Source organism: Vibrio sp. 10N.286.52.F8, assembly GCF_041468745.1.
GTDB classification, from domain to species: Bacteria; Pseudomonadota; Gammaproteobacteria; order Enterobacterales; family Vibrionaceae; genus Vibrio; species Vibrio crassostreae_C.
This window is the reverse complement of the sequence record NZ_JBFRJF010000033.1, coordinates 19,411-39,447: the sequence shown is the minus strand read 5'-3', so window position 1 is coordinate 39,447 and position 20,037 is coordinate 19,411. Positions and strand designations below refer to the sequence as shown.

At 46.1% G+C, this 20,037-nt stretch carries 17 protein-coding genes; all 17 read left to right on the top strand.

Annotated features, from left to right (window positions below):
- Positions 1–135 precede the first annotated feature (135 nt).
- The 17 genes from pilM to astD all read left to right on the top strand — a co-directional run bounded on the left by pilM (position 136) and on the right by astD (position 19,839).
- Positions 136–1,161 (top strand): type IV pilus assembly protein PilM, encoded by a 1,026-nt coding sequence (gene pilM, locus AB4133_RS16030; RefSeq protein WP_372225024.1) that lies wholly within the window; start codon positions 136–138, stop codon positions 1,159–1,161.
- Positions 1,145–1,744, top strand: coding sequence for a PilN domain-containing protein (locus AB4133_RS16025; RefSeq protein WP_017061129.1), 600 nt, complete (start codon positions 1,145–1,147; stop codon positions 1,742–1,744). The genes pilM and AB4133_RS16025 overlap by 17 nt, the downstream gene beginning before the upstream one ends.
- Entirely contained in the window at positions 1,737–2,366 is a 630-nt protein-coding gene (locus AB4133_RS16020; protein WP_017061128.1) for a type 4a pilus biogenesis protein PilO, read from the top strand. Before AB4133_RS16025 ends, AB4133_RS16020 begins: the two co-directional genes overlap by 8 nt.
- The gene (locus tag AB4133_RS16015; protein WP_017061127.1) at positions 2,353–2,871 is read left to right on the top strand and encodes a pilus assembly protein PilP; all 519 of its coding nucleotides are present in this window, start codon (positions 2,353–2,355) and stop codon (positions 2,869–2,871) included. The genes AB4133_RS16020 and AB4133_RS16015 overlap by 14 nt, the downstream gene beginning before the upstream one ends.
- 35 nt (positions 2,872–2,906) lie before the next feature.
- A complete protein-coding gene (locus AB4133_RS16010) occupies positions 2,907–4,625 on the top strand; it encodes a type IV pilus secretin PilQ (RefSeq protein WP_137001068.1) in 1,719 nt (572 codons plus the stop codon).
- Positions 4,626–4,801: 176 nt separating this feature from the next.
- On the top strand, positions 4,802–5,320 hold the full coding sequence (gene aroK, locus AB4133_RS16005; protein ID WP_017061125.1) for a shikimate kinase AroK: 519 nt from the start codon (positions 4,802–4,804) through the stop codon (positions 5,318–5,320).
- 25 nt (positions 5,321–5,345) lie between these two features.
- The gene (gene aroB / locus AB4133_RS16000) at positions 5,346–6,434 is read left to right on the top strand and encodes a 3-dehydroquinate synthase (RefSeq protein WP_123310792.1); all 1,089 of its coding nucleotides are present in this window, start codon (positions 5,346–5,348) and stop codon (positions 6,432–6,434) included.
- Between the two features lie 79 nt (positions 6,435–6,513).
- Positions 6,514–8,031 carry an AAA family ATPase gene (locus AB4133_RS15995; RefSeq protein WP_017068836.1) on the top strand — a complete coding sequence of 506 codons (1,518 nt, stop codon included), beginning with the start codon at positions 6,514–6,516 and terminating at the stop codon, positions 8,029–8,031.
- A 69-nt stretch (positions 8,032–8,100) separates the two neighbouring features.
- Positions 8,101–8,949 carry a Dam family site-specific DNA-(adenine-N6)-methyltransferase gene (locus AB4133_RS15990; RefSeq protein WP_017061122.1) on the top strand — a complete coding sequence of 283 codons (849 nt, stop codon included), beginning with the start codon at positions 8,101–8,103 and terminating at the stop codon, positions 8,947–8,949.
- Between the two features lie 200 nt (positions 8,950–9,149).
- Positions 9,150–9,824, top strand: coding sequence for a ribulose-phosphate 3-epimerase (gene rpe / locus AB4133_RS15985; RefSeq protein ID WP_010435263.1), 675 nt, complete (start codon positions 9,150–9,152; stop codon positions 9,822–9,824).
- 102 nt (positions 9,825–9,926) lie between these two features.
- Positions 9,927–10,613, top strand: a complete 687-nt coding sequence (locus tag AB4133_RS15980; RefSeq protein ID WP_017061120.1) for a phosphoglycolate phosphatase — start codon at positions 9,927–9,929, stop codon at positions 10,611–10,613.
- A 150-nt stretch (positions 10,614–10,763) separates the two neighbouring features.
- Positions 10,764–11,780, top strand: coding sequence for a tryptophan--tRNA ligase (gene trpS, locus AB4133_RS15975; protein WP_016796005.1), 1,017 nt, complete (start codon positions 10,764–10,766; stop codon positions 11,778–11,780).
- Positions 11,781–12,165: 385 nt separating this feature from the next.
- On the top strand, positions 12,166–14,760 hold the full coding sequence (locus AB4133_RS15970) for an ExeM/NucH family extracellular endonuclease (protein ID WP_372137670.1): 2,595 nt from the start codon (positions 12,166–12,168) through the stop codon (positions 14,758–14,760).
- Positions 14,761–14,960: 200 nt separating this feature from the next.
- Positions 14,961–15,539: an aminodeoxychorismate/anthranilate synthase component II gene (locus AB4133_RS15965; protein ID WP_009848915.1), complete on the top strand. Its 579-nt coding sequence runs from the start codon at positions 14,961–14,963 to the stop codon at positions 15,537–15,539.
- 464 nt (positions 15,540–16,003) lie between these two features.
- Positions 16,004–17,215: an aspartate aminotransferase family protein gene (locus AB4133_RS15960; RefSeq protein ID WP_372225020.1), complete on the top strand. Its 1,212-nt coding sequence runs from the start codon at positions 16,004–16,006 to the stop codon at positions 17,213–17,215.
- 107 nt (positions 17,216–17,322) lie between these two features.
- Positions 17,323–18,342, top strand: a complete 1,020-nt coding sequence (gene astA / locus AB4133_RS15955; protein WP_372057606.1) for an arginine N-succinyltransferase — start codon at positions 17,323–17,325, stop codon at positions 18,340–18,342.
- 39 nt (positions 18,343–18,381) lie between these two features.
- Complete coding sequence (gene astD, locus AB4133_RS15950; RefSeq protein ID WP_102319996.1) at positions 18,382–19,839, top strand: succinylglutamate-semialdehyde dehydrogenase; 1,458 nt, start codon at positions 18,382–18,384, stop codon at positions 19,837–19,839.
- Positions 19,840–20,037: the final 198 nt, after the last annotated feature.

The following is a 20,037-nucleotide window of genomic DNA, read 5'->3' as shown; positions in this document are numbered from 1 at the left end:
AGTTAAGGCTGATAAGCAGCAAACCCTTGTACTCTAGGCTAAAAACTTAGCTTTCGTTTATTAACGCTTATTTAACTAATAATCACAACCCCTAGATAATCAACGAAATGCTTGGCACTTCAGGAGCTAGGTCACATGGGTTCATCATTAATTACAGGTATAGATATAAATCATCACAGCATCAAAGCCGTGGTACTAAAACCCGTGGGGGAGTTGTATGCCCTAGTGGGATACAAAGAGCTGCCGATTTCGGACGACATTTTTACAGCTAACCATACTTTGGAGTATCAGAAAACTGTTAAGAAACTTAAAGAACTTAGGAAAGGACTGCCTTTTGGCTGTCGCAACGTCGCCATTTCGGTACCTGATAACACGGTGATCAGCAAAGTACTGCAAATAGAGAGTGAGTTAGAAGACAGAGAAAAAGAGTTTTCTATCTATCAAACCTTCGCCCATCAATCTCCCTTTCCTATCGAGGAGCTGAGTTTAGATTTTGTAAAGCTGGAAGACAAACGATTTGGTAAAGGTTCGACAAGCAGTTATCAGGTATACGCCACTCGTAAAGAAGTTGTGGATAGCCGAGCGGATGCATTAACCAAGGCTGGCTTCAAACCTGTGGTGGTGGATACACAGGCGCATGGGCTACTTAATATCTGGCAATTGGCCTCGCGCCTGTATCCCGATAAGAAAAACTGGTTGCTAGTGGATGTTGGAATCGACCAAACCTCGCTAGGGGTTATCCCGCAGAATTCGGCGCCTTTCTATAAAGACATCGCCTTTGGCACTCAAGATCTTCGCAGCTCAGATGACCCGAGTGATATCGAGAGCGTGTTCGGTACTATGGAAGAGACACATCAATTCATTGTTAACCTGATTGAGAAGCTCAAGCGTCAATTGCAGCTCTATTCATCGGGAAATGCGGAGCAACCTATCTCAGGGATTTGGTTGATGGGCGAGGGCGCCAGCATCCCTATGGTAACCGAAGAGCTAGAACGCCATTTTCAGTTGAGCTGCGAGTCATTGAATCCTTTGTCTCTGTTTGAGAATAAGGTCGCCAAGAGACGCCGACTGCCGATTGACTGGCAACACTTTGGTATCGCGGCGGGTATGGCGATGAGTGGGCTCAAGTGGCAGGGAGAGAAGCATGTTGCATCAAATTAACCTGCTGCCGTGGCGTGATGAGATTCGTGCTCAGCACAAGAAGCGTTTTATCCATCTGGTCATTCTTGGCGTCATCATTGCGCTTATAGGGCAATGGGCGGTTGGTCACTATTTTCACGATCAACAAGCCAAGCAGCAAGCTCGCCTCAATTACCTCAATCAGTACATTGCTGAGCTCGACCGACAAATTCAGTCGTTAAAAGTCGCAGAGCAAGAACACAAAGCCATTCTGACTCGACTTGATGTGGTTGAGTCGCTGCAGCTTGGCCGTAATAAGACCACCGACTTCATGAACTTGATGCCGGAGCTGATTCCAGAGGGTGTCTATGTCGACAAGATAAAGATGAATGGTCAGGAGATTGAAATGTCGGGCATCAGCGACAGCACTGCTCGTCTCGCCACCATGTTGGACAACCTCGAACGTTCAGATTCTTTGAAAGGGGTCGAGATGCACTCTATCGTTCATAACCGCAAGCGCTTCAATAAAGAGTTTCAGACCTTCAAGGTCTCTTTTGTGTTTAGCCCTGTGTCTTTAGAAAACACAACCGCGAGCAGAAAAGATAAGGGGGCGCATCATGGCTAACCTTCAAAATAGGATTAGTAGGCAAAACAGGATGAGCTTGCAAGATCTCGATGTTGATGAGATCACCGAATGGCCATTGTTGCCTCAGCTTCTCGTGATTCTGGTGTTGATGGTGTTAATCCAAGGTGTTGGCACTTGGCTGTATCTGCTGCCGCTCGACGAGGAACTGAAACAGATGAAGCAACAGGAGCAGACCTTAAAAACGACCTTGAGGATAAAGGCGAATAAGGTTGCAGCCTTGCCTAAGTTGCAGAGCCAGTTGGATGAGCTAACTAGTCGCTACGATTATCTATTAGAGCAGCTGCCCGTTCAAAAGGAGTTAGCGAGCATGTTGGCCTCCGTGAATGAGCTCGGCTTGGATAACTCGTTGACCTTCACACGAATCGATTGGGGGCAAAAGCAGAATAAGGAGTTTCTCTATCGATTGCCTCTCAATATAGAGCTGACAGGTGACTATCACGAGATTGGTGACTTCTCTGCTGCCATCGCCAAGCTGCCGCGTATTATTAGCTTTGATGATGTGAATTGGCAGCGAGTCAGTCAAGAAAGTAGCACGCTGCACTTTAGGGTTCGAGCTTATACCTACCAGTTTAAATCGGAGGTTAATGATGAAACCCAATAGCGCGTTTTACTCAATCGTATTGATGCTTGCGTTGTCAGGCTGCAAAGCTAATCAAGACTCACTGCAAGATTTTGTGGCGCAGGTTGAAGCCAAGGCGAGAAAAGATGTCGAGCAACTTGTCCCAGCAACTGAATTCACGGCGGCGACTTATCAGCGCCGATCTTTGCGTCCTCCCTTTGAACTGCCTAAAGAAGCCATTGTGCAAAACCAACCCTTGGTTAAGAAAGACTGTTGGCAACCCAGCGCCCGTTCTCGTAATGGCAAGTTAGAGAAGTACCCGCTGAGTAAGCTTCGTTTAAGAGGCGTGATGGGCAATGGCTCAAGCGTGTTTGGCTTAGTGCAAACACCCAAAGGCAACGTGGTAAACGTCAAGAAAGGCCAGTTTATCGGCTTAAACAATGGCCGAGTTACTAAGGTGACGAGCCAATACGTTCAGATTAATGAAACTCTTCCAGATGGCTTAGGTTGTTGGCATAAGCGCAACGTTAGGCTGGCTCTGAAGTAAACCAATGTCACATGATGTGGATATGAGATGTAAATATGATTAAAGGAATAAGTGGATTAGTGAGCAAGGCTCTACAAGGTTTTGCTGTGTCTGTGATGTTGGTTGTTAGCGTGCTCAGCCATGCCGAGAGCTTACCGAACAAATTGGAGAATATTGATTTTAGGGTCAATAAGGATAAAGACGCCGTCATCATTATTGAGCTGGCGACCAGCACAGCAGTGGTGGATGTTCAACGAGCTCAGGAAGGGTTAAGTATCGAGCTAATCAATACTCAAGTTGATGATGACAAGCTCTACCTGCTGGATGTGAAGGATTTCGCTACCTTGGTTGAAGGCATTGAAGTCTATAAAGAGACACCAAGCACTCGGCTTCTAGCGACGATTAGCAATGACTATCAGTATGAATACAACCTAAAGGGGCGCTTTATTGAGGTGGTGATCAGCAAACCGGTGCTCGATGAAGCGACCAAAGAAAAAAGCGTTCTAGAGAAAGAGGGCAAGCTGATATCGATTAACTTCCAGGATATCCCGGTACGAAATGTAATGCAACTGATTGCTGATTACAACGACTTCAATCTCGTGGTGTCTGATTCGGTAGCCGGAAACCTGACGTTACGCTTAGATGGCGTACCTTGGCAGCAAGTTCTCGACATTATCTTGCAAGTTAAAGGCTTGGATAAGCGTGTTGATGGCAATGTTATCTTGGTCGCGCCGAAAGCGGAGCTCGACCTTCGAGAGCAACAAGCGTTAGAGAAATCGCGCTTAGAAGAGGAGTTAGGGGAGCTTAAATCGGAAATCATCAAGATTAACTTTGCTAAAGCCACCGACATCGCTGACATGATTGGAGGTGAAGGTGCGGTCAGCATGTTGTCCGATCGTGGTTCGATTACCATTGATGAGCGCACCAACTCACTGCTCATTCGTGAATTGGAAGAAAACATTGCCGTGATCCGAGGCATCATTGAATCGTTAGACATTCCCGTGAAGCAGGTACAGATAGAGGCACGTATTGTCACGGTTACTGAGGGTAATCTTGATGAGCTTGGCGTGCGCTGGGGCGTTTCCTCAACCAACGGAAGCTTCACCGTTGGTGGCTCAATCGAAGGTAACCACCCATCAGCGATTACGCCGTATGACGACGATAGCGGCAGCAGCGTGATTGATGACTATCTCAACGTCAATTTAGGGGCAACATCGCCGAACGCCTCGAGTATTGCGTTTCAGGTGGCCAAACTGGGTTCAGATACCTTACTCGATCTTGAACTGTCGGCACTGCAACAAGAGTCAAAAGCTGAAATCATTTCTAGTCCACGCTTAATCACCACCAATAAAAAGCCGGCTTATATTGAGCAAGGTACTGAAATTCCTTACTTAGAGTCATCTTCAAGTGGCGCTACGTCGGTTGCATTTAAGAAAGCCGTGTTGAGTCTTAAGGTGACACCGCAGATCACGCCCGATAATCGTTTGGTATTGGATTTGAGCGTGACTCAAGATAGGCCAGGGCAAGTGGTAAAAACTGGAACCGGTGAAGCGGTCGCCATTGATACGCAAAGAATAGGTACGCAAGTGCTTGTTAATAATGGTGAAACTGTCGTGCTTGGCGGGATATTTCAGCACAGCGTGAGCAGTACAGTGGATAAAGTTCCTCTGTTGGGGGACCTGCCAGTTTTGGGCGCATTGTTCCGTCGCAGCTATGAAAATGTGGGTAAAAGTGAACTACTTATTTTTGTCACACCCAAAGTTGTGATTCAGTAATGAACAATTAGATTAAAAATAAAGTTGCATTAGTGGCACCTAACCTTGATAATTTCGGGTCTTATCACGAATTATCTGTGAGGAATCGGTGCCACGGGCCTTTTAATTTCAGTACTTGTACTGACCTACCTTGTGGCGATGTCATTGAATTAACGTTGTAAATTACTGCTAAAAACATGGCTGAGAAACGCAATATTTTTCTTGTTGGCCCAATGGGCGCCGGCAAAAGTACAATTGGTAGACACCTAGCTTCCCAACTTCATATGGAGTTTCTAGACTCTGACACTGTGATCGAAGAGCGCACTGGCGCAGACATCGCATGGGTTTTTGATGTTGAGGGCGAAGAAGGTTTCCGTAAGCGCGAAGAATCTGTAATCAATGATCTGACAGAAGAACAAGGTATTGTTCTTGCGACAGGTGGTGGTTCAGTGTTGAGCAAAGAAAACCGTAACCGTCTATCTGCACGAGGCATTGTTGTATACCTAGAGACAACAATTGAAAAGCAACTTGCTCGCACTAACCGCGACAAGAAACGCCCTCTACTTCAAACAGACAACCCGCGTGATGTGCTAGAAGATCTAGCTGTATCTCGCAACGCACTATACGAAGAAGTGGCGGACTACACAGTTCGTACTGACGACCAAAGTGCAAAAGTGGTAGCCAACCAGATCGTAAAAATGCTAGAAGAACGTTAAGTTCATTTTTTCGGAGAGCAAACCCATGGAACGGATTACGGTCAATCTAGCTGAGCGTAGCTACCCTATCTCTATTGGCGCCGGGTTATTTGAAGACCCGGCGTACCTTTCTTTTTTATCAGGTAAGCAGAAAGTTGTTGTTATCAGTAATGTGACAGTAGCGCCTCTTTATGCTGATAAAATTTTATCGCTATTGGATCAAGTCGGCTGTCAGACATCTCTTCTCGAGCTGCCAGACGGTGAACAGTACAAAACCCTTGAAACGTTCAATTCAGTGATGAACTACATGCTTGAAGGAAATTACAGCCGCGATGTGGTGGTGATTGCTTTAGGAGGTGGTGTTATCGGTGACTTGGTCGGTTTTGCTGCCTCTTGTTACCAGCGCGGTATTGATTTCATTCAAATCCCGACGACCCTTCTTTCTCAAGTGGACTCTTCTGTTGGTGGTAAAACCGCAGTAAACCATCCTCTTGGTAAGAATATGATCGGCGCTTTTTACCAACCGAAATCTGTGATCATCGATACCAACTGTTTATCAACGCTTCCAGAGCGTGAGTTTGCAGCGGGCATTGCTGAGGTGATCAAATACGGCATCATTTACGATGAAGCCTTCTTTGATTGGTTGGAGCAGAATCTAGAGAAACTTTATCAACTTGATGAAGAAGCACTGATTACCGCGATTGCTCGTTGTTGTGCAATTAAGGCTGAAGTGGTGGCTCTAGATGAAAAAGAGTCAGGAATCAGAGCGTTATTGAACCTAGGTCATACATTTGGTCATGCGATTGAAGCAGAACTAGGCTATGGTAATTGGCTACATGGTGAAGCTGTGTCGTCAGGCACTGTAATGGCAGCTAAAACAGCTCAATTACAGGGACTGATCTCTCAGCAGCAACTTGAGCGAATTATTTCTATACTCAAGAATGCGAAACTACCAATCCATACGCCAGAAAGCATGTCTTTTGAAGACTTTATGAAGCACATGATGCGCGATAAAAAAGTGCTGTCTGGTCAGTTGCGTTTGGTATTACCAACAAGTATTGGTACTGCTGAAGTGGTTGCTGATGTGCCTCAAGACATCATTAAACAAGCGATCGATTTCTGCCGTACTCTTTAAATTTGGTTGTGAGGTTGCCTAGCTAAACTCTAGGCAACTGAAGCGTTTTACTGATCGATCTTATCAGTAGGGATCCCCAATGAGTTTGGCTCATGAATTAAGAGTATTAGAGTTAGAATCTCAAGTTGAGCTGCTAGAGCGCTTACAGCTTTTGACTAACTTTGGTTCAAACCTTGTGACGGTGGCGGGCAAAGCTGGCTCTGGCCGATCTTGGTTGGCTCAGCGTTATCTTGAAGCATGGTCGACAGAAAAAAATCAGTGTTTACTGCTTTGTCATCCAAGCCAAGACGATCAACAACGCCGTGCGCTCATTCTTAGCCAAATTGTTTCTGATCCCCTGTTTAATCAACATGATTCTTTATCGGATAGCCTAACAAGGTTACTGGATGGAGAACCGTGTAATGTGGTTATCGTCGTTGATGATGCCCAACGACTTTCTGAGCTATTGGTATCCGAATTATGGATGTTGGTACTGGAAGCTCAATCAAACCCTCAATGGACGATCAATATCGTTCTCTTCTCGGAACCTGGCCACTTAGATACGTTATTAACGCGTTTGAGCTACGGTCAACAACACAAACCTATCGATCTTGAGATCGATGACCTTTCGCAACCAGAAGCTGAACATTTCTTTGAATCACTGGTGATTCGATATGTTGATGATGAGTCTGAAACTTGCGTGCGACGCGCGTTTAATAAAGCGCAACCTCTGCCCGGTGAGTTAATGGCTTTAGGAGAATTGAAAGTGGAAAAAAGGATTATTATTCGCTCAATTATTGGCTCACCCATCAATATCGCGATTGTGGTGGCCTTGCTGTTGATTTTAATTGGTGGTGGTTATTGGTGGATGTTCAGTCAACCAACCCCTGACGATAAAGCGCAATCTCTTATCGCTCCGATTGAACAGACAGCTATCCCAACTTTTGAAGTGGAAAGTGGTACCGAGCAAGCTGGAATCGACGGAATGGACGATTCTGAAGCCGAAGCTGACATGAGTTATCAAGGTGCTGATGACGACAGCTCATCTTTGCCACCGACTGTCGTTGAAGATACCGCGAGTGTTGGAGAAGTCGAACAAGATCAGCAGCGTGTCGTAATCACCTCTGATGTGGTTGATGCCTTGCTTGATGATAAACCTGAAAGTGCCGATACCAGTGCGATTGATGCTGCTGTTGAAGAAAACACAGGTGCCGCGGTGAGTTCGCAATCAGATGCAGACAAAGTGGAGTCACAGCCTTCAGCCGATGAAGCAACAGACCTAACACAGTCCACGCCACCGACTAAGAAAATTACATTCTCATTTTCTCGCGAAGAGTTACAAGCTATCTCTCCGCGAGCTTATACTTTGCAGTTGAGTGCGATGACCTCATTGGACGACGTACAGTCTTTCATTGAAGAGTATGACCTTGAGAACAAGGTTCGTATTTACCCAACACTTCGCAACGACACCAAGTGGTTTATTATCACTTATCAAGATTACCCAACGATTCAAGTGGCGAGAGACGCGGTAAGTGCGTTATCAAAACCCCTTCAACAGTTGGAACCTTGGGCAAAATCGATGAATCAAGTGCATCGAGAGATAGAACGTGCGAAATAACCCTGAGCTTAGCCTCAAAATATGTTACATTCCGCAGCCTTATTTTTGAGTTGATAGATAGAGCAGTAAATGAAAAAGCAGCGTGCCTTTCTAAAATGGGCTGGTGGTAAATATGGCCTAGTTGAAGACATCCAACGTCACCTGCCACCTGCTCGTAAATTGGTAGAACCGTTTGTCGGTGCCGGCTCAGTATTTCTGAATACTGACTTTGAACAGTACCTGCTTGCAGATATCAATCCCGATCTTATCAACCTGTACAACCTGCTTAAAACCGATCCTGAAACTTATATCACGGAAGCGAAGCGCTGGTTCTGTCCTGAGAACAACCGTAAAGAAGCCTTCTTAGATATTCGCGCTGAGTTCAATGGTACAGATAACGTCATGTATCGTTCATTGGCTTTCTTGTATATGAACCGATTTGGCTTCAATGGCCTATGTCGTTACAACAAGAAGGGCGGTTTTAACGTTCCATTTGGTTCTTATAAAAAACCTTACTTCCCAGAAGCTGAGCTGGAATTTTTTGCCGAGAAAGCGAAAAAAGCCACTTTCGTCTGTGAGGGATACCATGAAACCTTTAGCCGCGCGCGCAAAGGCTGTGTGGTTTACTGCGATCCTCCATACGCACCACTGTCGAACACGGCAAACTTTACCTCTTACGCAGGTAATGGCTTTAGCTTAGATGACCAAGCTGCACTGGCGGATGTTGCTGAAAAAGCAGCGATGGAACGAGGCATCCCTGTCTTGATCTCAAACCATGACACCACCTTAACGCGCCGTTTATACCATGGTGCAGAACTGAACGTGGTCAAGGTTAAGCGCACCATTAGCCGTAATGGCGCAGGGCGCAATAAAGTCGATGAGTTACTGGCACTTTTTCATAAAGAGAAAAACCAGCAACACGCTTCAGAAGAATTGTAGCGGCCAACATAACCCTCGAACTCATTAAATTGAGTGACCAACGGGTACTTTCATAAACTAATCTTTCGAACTGCTAGGATCTGCTTAGTTGCTTAGGTAGAATTGCACACCAAATAGTCTTGGAATTGAGTCTTGTATTTGTATATGAGATGTCACAAGGCGGTGATATTCGCAATTTACTCACTCTTAAGAGGTTTGGTATGAAAGATTTTCTAATCGCTCCATCGATTTTGTCTGCAGATTTTGCTCGTCTTGGTGAAGACGTAGAAAAAGTACTCGCAGCTGGTGCTGATGTTGTGCACTTCGATGTGATGGACAACCACTACGTACCTAACCTGACTTTTGGCGCGCCTATCTGTAAAGCGCTGCGCGACTACGGTATTACGGCTCCTATCGATGTTCACCTTATGGTTAAGCCAGTAGACAGCATCGTGCCTGAGTTTGCTAAAGCCGGCGCATCAATGATTACCTTCCACGTTGAAGCTTCAGAGCACATCGATCGCACTCTACAGCTAATCAAAGAGCACGGCTGTAAAGCGGGTGTGGTTCTTAACCCTGCAACGCCGCTTTCTTGCTTAGATTACATCCTAGACAAAGTAGACATGATTCTACTGATGTCTGTGAACCCAGGCTTCGGTGGTCAATCTTTCATTCCGCACACGCTAGATAAACTACGTGCTGTTCGTAAGCTGATTGATGAGTCAGGCCGTGACATTCGCCTTGAGATTGATGGCGGCGTGAAGGTTGATAACATCCGTGAAATCGCAGAAGCGGGCGCAGATATGTTCGTTGCGGGTTCAGCTATCTTCAATCAACCAGATTACAAAGAAGTGATTGATGAGATGCGTGCAGAGCTTGCAAAAGTAAACGCATAATCGTAAAACTACAGATAGATTGAATATTAAGGGGCTAATTTGCCCCTTTTTTACGTCTTATAGCTCAACTCATAAGACGAACATAATAAATAGGAAAGTAAGATGTCATTAAGCTCAATAAAACTGATCGCCTTTGATTTGGATGGAACCTTGTTAGACAGCGTGCCTGATTTGGCCGTTGCTGCTGACCAAGCTTGTCAGGAGTTGGGTTTCCCTTCAGTGAGCGAAGAACAAGTTCGCGACTACGTAGGTAATGGTGCTGATGTTCTTATCGGACGTTCACTCAGCCGTAACTTGACGGTTGACCCAAGCCTAGAGCCAGAGCTACTGAAAAAAGCACGCATCCTGTTTGATGATTTCTATGAGCAGGGCGGTCACAAGCTAAGTCACCTTTACCCATCGGTTAAAGAGACGCTGGCTGAGCTGGATAAAGCCGGCTTCACTATGGCGCTGGTTACCAACAAGCCATCGAAGTTTGTACCAGACGTACTGGCGCAACACGGTATTGATAAGTACTTTGTTGATGTGTTGGGTGGCGACTCTTTCCCAGAGAAAAAACCGAACCCAGTCGCTCTGAACTGGTTGCTAGAAAAGCACAATGTAAAAGCGGAAGAGATGTTGATGGTTGGCGATTCAAGCAACGACATTAAAGCGGCTAAGAATGCAGGTTGTCACTCGTTTGGTCTGACTTACGGTTATAACCACGGCGAGCCGATTTCAGCATCAAACCCTGACTATGTCGCGGATAACGTCGCGCAATTACTAGATGTCGTTCTAGTTTCAGCATAAAGCGGACAAAAGTTAGCTAACCTACTAGCAAAATACTTATCAATGAGTACACTGGATGAGCCGTACAGAAGAGCTGTGCGGCTTTTCTATATTTAAGTTAAGAAGCTAAGCGTTCAATAAACTTAGCGAATAAGCAAAGGAATTAAAACCATGAGCAAGCCCATCGTATTGAGTGGTGTTCAACCATCTGGTGAACTAAGTATCGGTAACTACTTGGGTGCTCTACGTCAATGGCAACAGATGCAAGATGATTACGATTGCCAATACTGTGTTGTAGACCTTCACGCAATTACGGTTCGCCAAGACCCGAAAGCACTGCATGAAGCGACTCTAGACGCACTAGCAATCTGTCTTGCTGTCGGTGTTGATCCAAAGAAGAGCACGCTATTTGTTCAGTCACACGTACCAGAGCATGCTCAACTTGGTTGGCTTCTTAACTGTTACACACAAATGGGTGAACTGAGCCGTATGACTCAGTTTAAAGATAAGTCTGCACGTCACTCAAACGACGTAAACGTAGGCCTATACGACTACCCAGTGTTGATGGCTGCAGACATCCTGCTTTACGGTGCTCACCAAGTACCTGTAGGTAGCGACCAGAAACAACACCTAGAGCTAGCGCGTGATATCGCAACTCGCTTCAATAACATCTACGGTCCTGAAACGCCAATCTTCCAAGTACCAGAACCTTACATTCCAACAGTGAATGCACGTGTAATGAGCCTGCAAGACGCGACGAAGAAGATGTCTAAGTCGGACGACAACCGTAAGAACGTGATTACTCTGCTAGAAGAGCCTAAGTCGATCATCAAGAAGATCAACAAAGCGCAAACCGATGCAGAAACACCACCACGCATTGCTCACGATTGGGAAAACAAAGCGGGTATCTCTAACCTAATGGGTCTGTACTCTGCAGCGACGGGTAAAACGTTCGAAGAGATCGAAGCGCAGTACCAAGGCGTTGAAATGTACGGTCCGTTCAAGAAAGACGTAGGCGCAGCATTGGTTGAGATGCTTGAGCCGATTCAAGCTGAATATCACCGTATCCGTGCTGACCGTGCCTACATGGACGCAGTAATGAAAGCCGGTGCTGAAAAAGCCTCTGAACGTGCTGCAGTGACACTGAAAAAAGCATACGAAGCAGTAGGTTTTGTTACTCGCCCATAGGGTGAACTAACACAACTCGCTTGAGAATTTGAGCCCAAAGTAGCTGTTGTTTACTTTGGGCTTTTTCATGCCCATTCCATTTGCCTTCCTCGAAACCCCCTTGTTTGAATTGATAATTTACCCAGTATTTAGCTAGCATATCCATCGCTGTAATGCTGTGCAGATGATCTTATTTGGTACCCTCAAGCTTTATAAAATCACACTCGTTTCTATATATGTTGGAAATATATAACGTGCCAAACAATTGATGATTCCAAAGTGATAAGTTCCTCATTTTCTTGCCAACTGACTTATTCCTTTCATAAATAAACCTGATAGTTACCACAAAATACATGACTGCCCATAGATGGCAGTGACTATAACTCGATGAACTCAGGTGAAACGGATGGCTCTTTTACACAAACCTTCATTGCTAGCAGTGGCAATTGGTAGCTTGTTAACTACAAGCGCACACGCTGATTTGTTTATTTCACAATATGTGGAAGGCGGCAGCTATAACAAAGCGGTTGAGATTGCCAATAGTGGCGATAGCAGCATTAGTTTAGATGGTTACTCATTGGCGAAATCTGCCAATGGCAACGGATCATGGGGTGCCACTTTACCTTTAGATGGACACGTTTTAGCACCCGGTGAAGTACTCGTGGTCGCACATTCTAGTGCGAGTGATGAGATTAAAGCTCAAGCTGACATCATTAATGCCTCTATCGCCAATCATAATGGTGACGACCCGCTGGCTATCTTGAATTCAGACGGCTCGGTACATGATGTTGTTGGTTTGATGGGCGATGTGGACTGGGGCAAAGATGTTACTTTGGTTCGTGCGACACAAACACCTTCTGCGACGTTTGATGCTTCACAATGGGTATCGCTACCAAAAGACAGCATTGAAGGCCTAGGTTCACTAGACAGCGTTGAACTGCCAGAAGCGTTCACTTGTACACAAGATGGCTCTGATCCAGTATTCACCACCATTCAAGAAATCCAAGGTGAGGGCGCTACATCGCCATTCATCGATGGCTACCCGTACATCACCGACGATGAATATTTCGTAAAAGGTGTGGTAAGTGCGGTAACAACAGGCCTAACTAAAGGCTTCTACCTGCAAGCACTTGAGGATGATTTCAACTCAAGCACTTCTGAGGGTCTATTTATTCATACCAACCAGTCGAGCTCAGAGCTAGTAGCCGGTGATGTAGTGTGTGTGAAAGGCAAGGTTCAAGAATACTACAGCCACACTCAGCTGAAAGTAGAAAACAACCAATGGCTAAAACAGGGCGAGCAGCAGGCACCTGAAGCTACGGCGATTGAAGTGCTAGACAGTGACGAGAACTTCGCTGCAACGCTTGAACGCTACGAAGGCATGTTGGTGAAAACAACCGAAGCGCTTGATATGCGTGTGACGCGTACCTTTGGTTATGACTACGCAGGTCGTCGTAACAACATGGTACTGGCGCATGAGCGTATTAACATGCAGCCGAACCAGCTTTTCGCCGCGGGATCTGACGAAGCGAAGCAGCAAACTGAAGACAACGCAGACCGCCGTCTTTTCGTTGAAACCGATCAAAAAGCGGCTGATGGACAAGTCCCTTTCTACCCAGATTTTGGCCGCACTGATATCGACCAAGATGGTTCAACAGAAGATTACATCCGCATTGATGACACCATTGTTGGCCTAGAAGGCGTGCTGACTTACAGCTACGGTGAGTACCGTTTAATTGCGACTAACCAGATCTCGGCTGAAAACTATGTGCGTAACGATCCGCGTACCGACAAACCAGACATGGATGAAGGCGACCTACGTATTGCGACCTTCAACGTATTGAACTACTTCAACTCTCCATTTGGTGGCGACGCGAATCAGCACGGCAATAACCGTGGCGCGAACACCATCACTGAGTTTGAGATGCAGCAAGAGAAGATTGTGAACGCGATCCTTCGTCTAGACGCTGACATCATTGGTTTGATGGAAATTGAGAACAACGGCTTTGGTGAAGGTTCTGCCATTCAACAGCTTGTGAATCAGTTGAATGATCGCATTGAGCGTAAGAAAGACCGTTATACGTTTGTCGCAGTTGATTCAAATGAAGATGGTGTAACCGACGAGATGGACTCGATTGGTACTGACGTAATCACAACGGGTGTCATCTATCGCAAGAAGGTAGTGAAGCTTAAAGACAGCCGCGTTATCGCGATGCCAAGCCAGCAAGCACCAGAGGTGTTAGACGATTCAGGTAAGGTGATTGAAGATGGTAAGAACTACCAGCGTGACTCGTTAGCGCCAACCTTCAAGGTTAAAGGTACCAAAGAGAAACTCACCGTAGCGATTAACCACTTTAAATCGAAAGGATCTAAGTGTTGGGAAGATGCAGCACCGGTTGAACAGGGCGGTCAAGGTGGTGTTGATGCCGACAAGCAAGGCTCATGTGAGAACTTCCGCGTAGCTGCGGCGGTGGCACTGGGCGAAGCACTCGATGGCATTGAAGGTCATAAAGTGATTCTGGGTGATATGAATTCGTATGGCATGGAAGATCCAATGTTGGTGCTAACGGATTACTCTGAAGAGAAATACGGAAAGCAAATTAAAGCGGCGCGTAACACTTACATTGATGGTGTTGAACAGTTTGGTGATAGCGGTGCGGTGATTACTAAGAACTACGGTTACATTAATGCTGTAGCTCAAAAGCACCCAGACAGCTGGAGCTACTCATACAATGATGAAGTTGGCGCTCTAGACCACCTGCTGATCAGCGAAAGCCTGAAAGATAGGGTTGTCGATGCTACCGATTGGCACATCAATGGTGGTGAGTCGACGTTGTTTGACTACAACGAAGAGTACAAAGGTGACCTACCTAAGTACCAAGATCACTTCCGTTCATCGGATCATGATCCTGCCGTTCTTGAGCTAAGAGTAGGCGGTTCATTTGGCTTCGGTGCTCTTATGTCACTATTTGGCTTAGCAATGTGGCGTCGTCGCAAGTAGCTCAATCACAAATAGATTGGCTTGCTATACAAGCAGGCCAATTCAGATAACTTAAGGCTATCTGTAAACAATTAAGGTCAACTTAGGTTGGCCTTAATTATTGGCGAAATGCAGTTTCCACTTGCCTTTCGCCATGGGTATTGCACAATACCGCCCCTATATCTCCCAATCATTTAGTATTTAGCAAACGATTTCGACCCATGTTACTTATCATCGATAACTACGACTCTTTTACCTATAACTTGTATCAGTATTTCTGTGAGTTAGGGGTAACTGTAAAAGTTGTTCGCAACGATGAGATTGATATTGCGGGCATCGAAGCGCTAAATCCTAGCCATCTTGTTATCTCGCCGGGCCCATGTACGCCCGATGATGCGGGAATTTCGCTGCAGGTGATTGAACACTTCGTTGGTAAGCTGCCGATCTTAGGTGTGTGTCTTGGTCATCAAGCCATTGCTCAAGTCTTTGGTGGTGAAGTGGTGAGAGCCAGACAAGTGATGCACGGTAAAACCTCGCCTATTCGTCATAACGGGAAGAGTGTTTTTCAAGGTCTCAATAACCCTCTGACTGTGACTCGTTACCACTCTTTAGTGGTGAAAAACGGCACATTACCAGACTGTTTTGAGCTGACGTCTTGGACGGAATTTGAAGATGGTAGCATGGATGAGATCATGGGTTATCAACACAAAACCTTGCCGATTGATGCCGTCCAATTTCACCCTGAATCGATTAAAACAGAGCAAGGACACCAGCTTCTCGCTAACTTCCTAGCACGCTGAGTGTTTAAATTTGACTCTTTCTCCGTCTAAATAAGCCAGTTTAACGTATTCCATTACCCGTTAAGCGTTTAAATTCGGGCGCTACGCGTCTTCATCCCTCTGACGCCGATCACTTTTTATAACATTTCTCCCTCGTCAGGCTAAGTTTTTAGCCTATGCAAAATTATTCGCGTTATTTCGTCTCGAACCCAATATACCGCAATGCCAGTAAGGCTTTGCTGTTGCTGGTTATACGTTTAGGTAAAAAAAGCTTCATAAAACAGATTAATTGATGCATAAATAGTCATAGGTAGTGACGTTTAGCTGGTTGTAAGGGATGGCTAAAGAATAATCTACTATTGAAAAGGTTAATTAAATGTAAATATAATGCTGCAGCGGGATTATGGCGAGACAAAATATCTTTGTCTAACTTATGAACCATTACGCTTATTTGCGAAGCTTGCGGTATCGAGAAGGAATGTACGATGACAGTGGAAAATAAAGTAGAACGTAGTCTGTTTAATGAGGTGATGGTGCCTTGTTATAACCCAATGGAAATGATCCCAGTAAAAGGGGAAGGCGCACGCGTTTGGGACCAACAAGGCCGAGAGTATATCGACTTTGCTGGTGGTATCGCTGTGAGCTGTTTGGGTCACTGTCACCCAGCAATGGTTAATGCTGTTACCGAGCAAGCAAACAAGATTTGGCACCTAAGTAATGTAATGACTAACGAACCTGCACTGCGTCTAGCGAAGAAGCTAACTGACGTATGTTTTGCAGAAAAAGTATTCTTTGCGAACTCTGGTGCAGAAGCGAACGAAGCAGCACTTAAGCTAGCTCGTCGTTGGGCTGCGGATGTTCACGGTCCTGAGAAATCTGAAATCATTGCATTCAAACAAGGTTTCCACGGTCGTACTTTCTTTACTGTAACCGTTGGTGGTCAAGAAGCTTACTCAGATGGCTTCGGTCCAAAACCTGGCGATGTAACTCACCTACCTTACAACGATATTGCCGCTCTAGACGCGCATATCTCTGATCGCACTTGTGCCATCATGATGGAACCTCTGCAAGGCGAGGGCGGTATCATCTCTCCAACGGCTGAGTTCGTGAATACGGTTCGTGAACTGTGTGACAAGCACAATGCATTGTTGATTTTTGATGAAGTACAAACAGGTAATGGTCGTACTGGTAACTTCTATGCTTACCAAGGTCTGGGCGTGACGCCAGACATTCTAAGCACAGCGAAGTCTCTAGGTGGCGGTTTCCCTATCGGCGCAATGCTGACGACGTCTGAACTGGCTACACACCTTAAGGTTGGTACGCACGGTTCTACATACGGTGGTAACCCACTGGCGTGTGCGGTAGCTGAAGCAGTGGTTGACGTAGTTAGCCAACCTGAGACTCTAGAAGGCGTAAAAGAGCGTGAAGCGCTATTCCGTGATGGTCTAACTAAGATTAACGACAAATACCAAATTTTCAGTGAGATTCGTGGTAAAGGCCTATTGTTAGGTGCTGCACTGAATGACGAATGGCAAGGGCGTGCGCGTGACGTATTAGTAGCAGCAGGCGAGCAAGGCCTAATGGTACTGGTTGCGGGTGCAAACGTGGTTCGTTTTACGCCATCACTGGTTATCACTAAACAAGAAATTGAAGAAGGTTTATCAAAACTAGACAAAGCAATCGCTACGCTAGTTTAGCCTGAGCGGCGTCATAGGAATGATCGCCAATAGAGCGATCCCATGACGTTCTGCTAAAGGCCCAAGCTTCTGGTTTTGGGCCTATTTTGCATCTGGAGGGAATATTGATGCTAGTTGTTCGCCCAATAAAACTGTCTGATTACGATGCGCTGCACACCTGTGCAGTTGAATCAGGACATGGATTCACATCTCTTCCGGTTAACGAAGAACTGTTAACCAATCGTATTACTCACTCTGAATACAGCTTCGCGAAACAAGGCGTGACCGAGCCCGGTGATGAAGGCTACCTGATGGTTGGCTACGATACCGAAACCGGAGAAGTGGCGGGTACGACCGGCATAGAAGCCTCGATTGGCTGGGATGTGCCTTTTTACTCGTACCACATCAGTAAAGTGGTTCACTCTTCACAGCGCCTTAAAGTGAATAACGTGGTTAAGCTGTTGACGTTTGGTAATAACTACACAGGCTGCAGCGAAATTTGTACGCTGTTCTTACGTCCTGATTACCGCAAAGGCTTAAACGGTCGACTGATGTCTAAGTGTCGTTTCCTACTGATGGCTGAGCACCCAGAGCGTTTCTCAAAAACGATCTTTGCTGAGATGCGTGGTGTATCAGATGCGGAAGGCAATTCTCCTTTCTGGCAATGGCTGCAAGAACATTTCTTCTCGATTGACTTCACGCTTGCCGATTACCTAACCGGTATTGGTAAGAAAGGCTTCATTGCTGACCTAATGCCTAAGCTACCTATCTACGTGAACCTACTGAGCAAAGAAGCTCAAGCGGTGATCGGAGAGGTACATGACAATACGCGCCCTGCACTTAAGTTGCTGGAACGTGAAGGTTTCACCAACCGTGGTTATGTCGACATCTTTGATGCAGGCCCAACGGTTGAGTGTGATCTAAGAAACATCGAATCTGTGCGTCACTCAATTCGAGCACAGGTTCAAATTGCAGAGCACTCTAGCTCTAAAGACTTCCTAATTGGTAATACCTCGTTTGAGAACTTCCGCGCAGTAGCCGCGAAAGGTGCGTATGACCAAGCAAGCGACACAGTGATTTTATCATCTGAAGTAGCGAGCGCTCTTGAAGTAAAAGAAGGCGAATTCGTTCGCATGTTGGCTCAGTAAGAGCGGCGATTATCTGTCGAAGATTTTAAGGATAGAAGTATGACTCAGTGGATAGCAGGACAGTGGGTGGCAGGTCAAGGTGACGCCATGACATCAGTAAGCCCATACAACAATGAAGTAGTGTGGCAGGGTGATAGCGCAACACCAGCGCAGGTTGAATCTGCAGTAGCAGCAGCTCGTGAAGCCTTCTTGGTTTGGAAAAAATTGAGCTTTGCAGAGCGTGAAGCGATCGTGTTGAACTTTGCTGAGAAGGTAAAAGAGAACAGCGAAGAGATTGCACAGATTATTGCAAAAGAGACGGGTAAACCGATTTGGGAAACTCGCACTGAAGCGGGCGCGATGGCAGGCAAAATTGCTATCTCTATCCGTGCTTACCACGAGCGTACAGGTGAAGCTTCACGTGAAGCGGCTGGCAACCAAATTGTACTTCGTCACCGTCCATTGGGCGTGATGGCGGTATTTGGGCCTTACAACTTCCCTGGTCACTTACCTAACGGTCATATTGTTCCAGCTCTGCTATCGGGCAACACCGTAGTATTCAAGCCTTCAGAGCAGACACCTTGGACGGGTGAATTCGCAATGAAGCTATGGCAAGAAGCGGGTCTTCCTGCTGGCGTAATCAACCTAGTGCAAGGCGCTAAAGAGACAGGTATCGCACTGGCTGATGCTAAAGGTCTTGATGGCGTGCTGTTCACAGGTAGCGCTAATACTGGGCATATCCTTCACCGTCAATTCGCGGGCCAACCGGGCAAGATGCTGGCACTAGAAATGGGCGGCAACAACCCTATGGTGATCAGCGACCAATACGGTGATGCAGACGCAACGGTATACACTATCATCCAATCGGCGTTCATCAGTGCTGGTCAGCGTTGTACATGTGCTCGTCGCTTGTATGTTCCAATAGGAGATAAGGGCGATCAACTACTGGATAAGCTCGTTGCTGCGACCTTGAAAATTCGTGTCGATCAGCCATTCGCTGAGCCAGCACCCTTCATGGGCCCACAGATCTCTGAAGCTGCGGCTAAGTTCATTCTGGACGCACAAGCGAATCTGCAATCGTTAGGCGGTGTAAGTCTAGTAGAAGCAAAAGCGGGTCAAGCGGCGTTTGTTTCTCCTGGTATTATCGACGCAACCAACATTGCTGAACTGCCGGATGAAGAGTACTTTGGTCCATTGCTACAAGTGGTCCGTTATCAATCGCTAGAGCAAGCGGTTGAGCTAGCTAACGACACACGCTTTGGTTTATCTGCTGGCTTAGTATCAACAGATGATTCTGAATGGGAATACTTTGTTGACCATATCCGTGCGGGCATTGTTAACCGTAACCGCCAGCTAACAGGCGCAAGTGGCGATGCTCCATTTGGTGGTCCAGGTGCTTCGGGCAACTTACGCCCAAGTGCTTACTACGCGGCTGACTACTGTGCTTACCCTATGGCTTCAATGGAAGGTGGCGAAACTCAACTTCCGGCAACGTTTAGCCCAGGTATTGAGCTTTAATTTAGGCTAATGAGTCTTAGGCTTATGCGTTAAGTTTGAAATAGGAAGCGGTGCTATCGCTTCCTTTTTCCATCACGCCCAACACCTAGATTGGGCGGTAGATAATAATAGAAAAGTATGTCACAGGCTGATGGCTGCTGACTCTGTGTCTCAGCCTCTCCCTTTCTAATCCAAATTACTAGCTTGCTAGAACCTCTG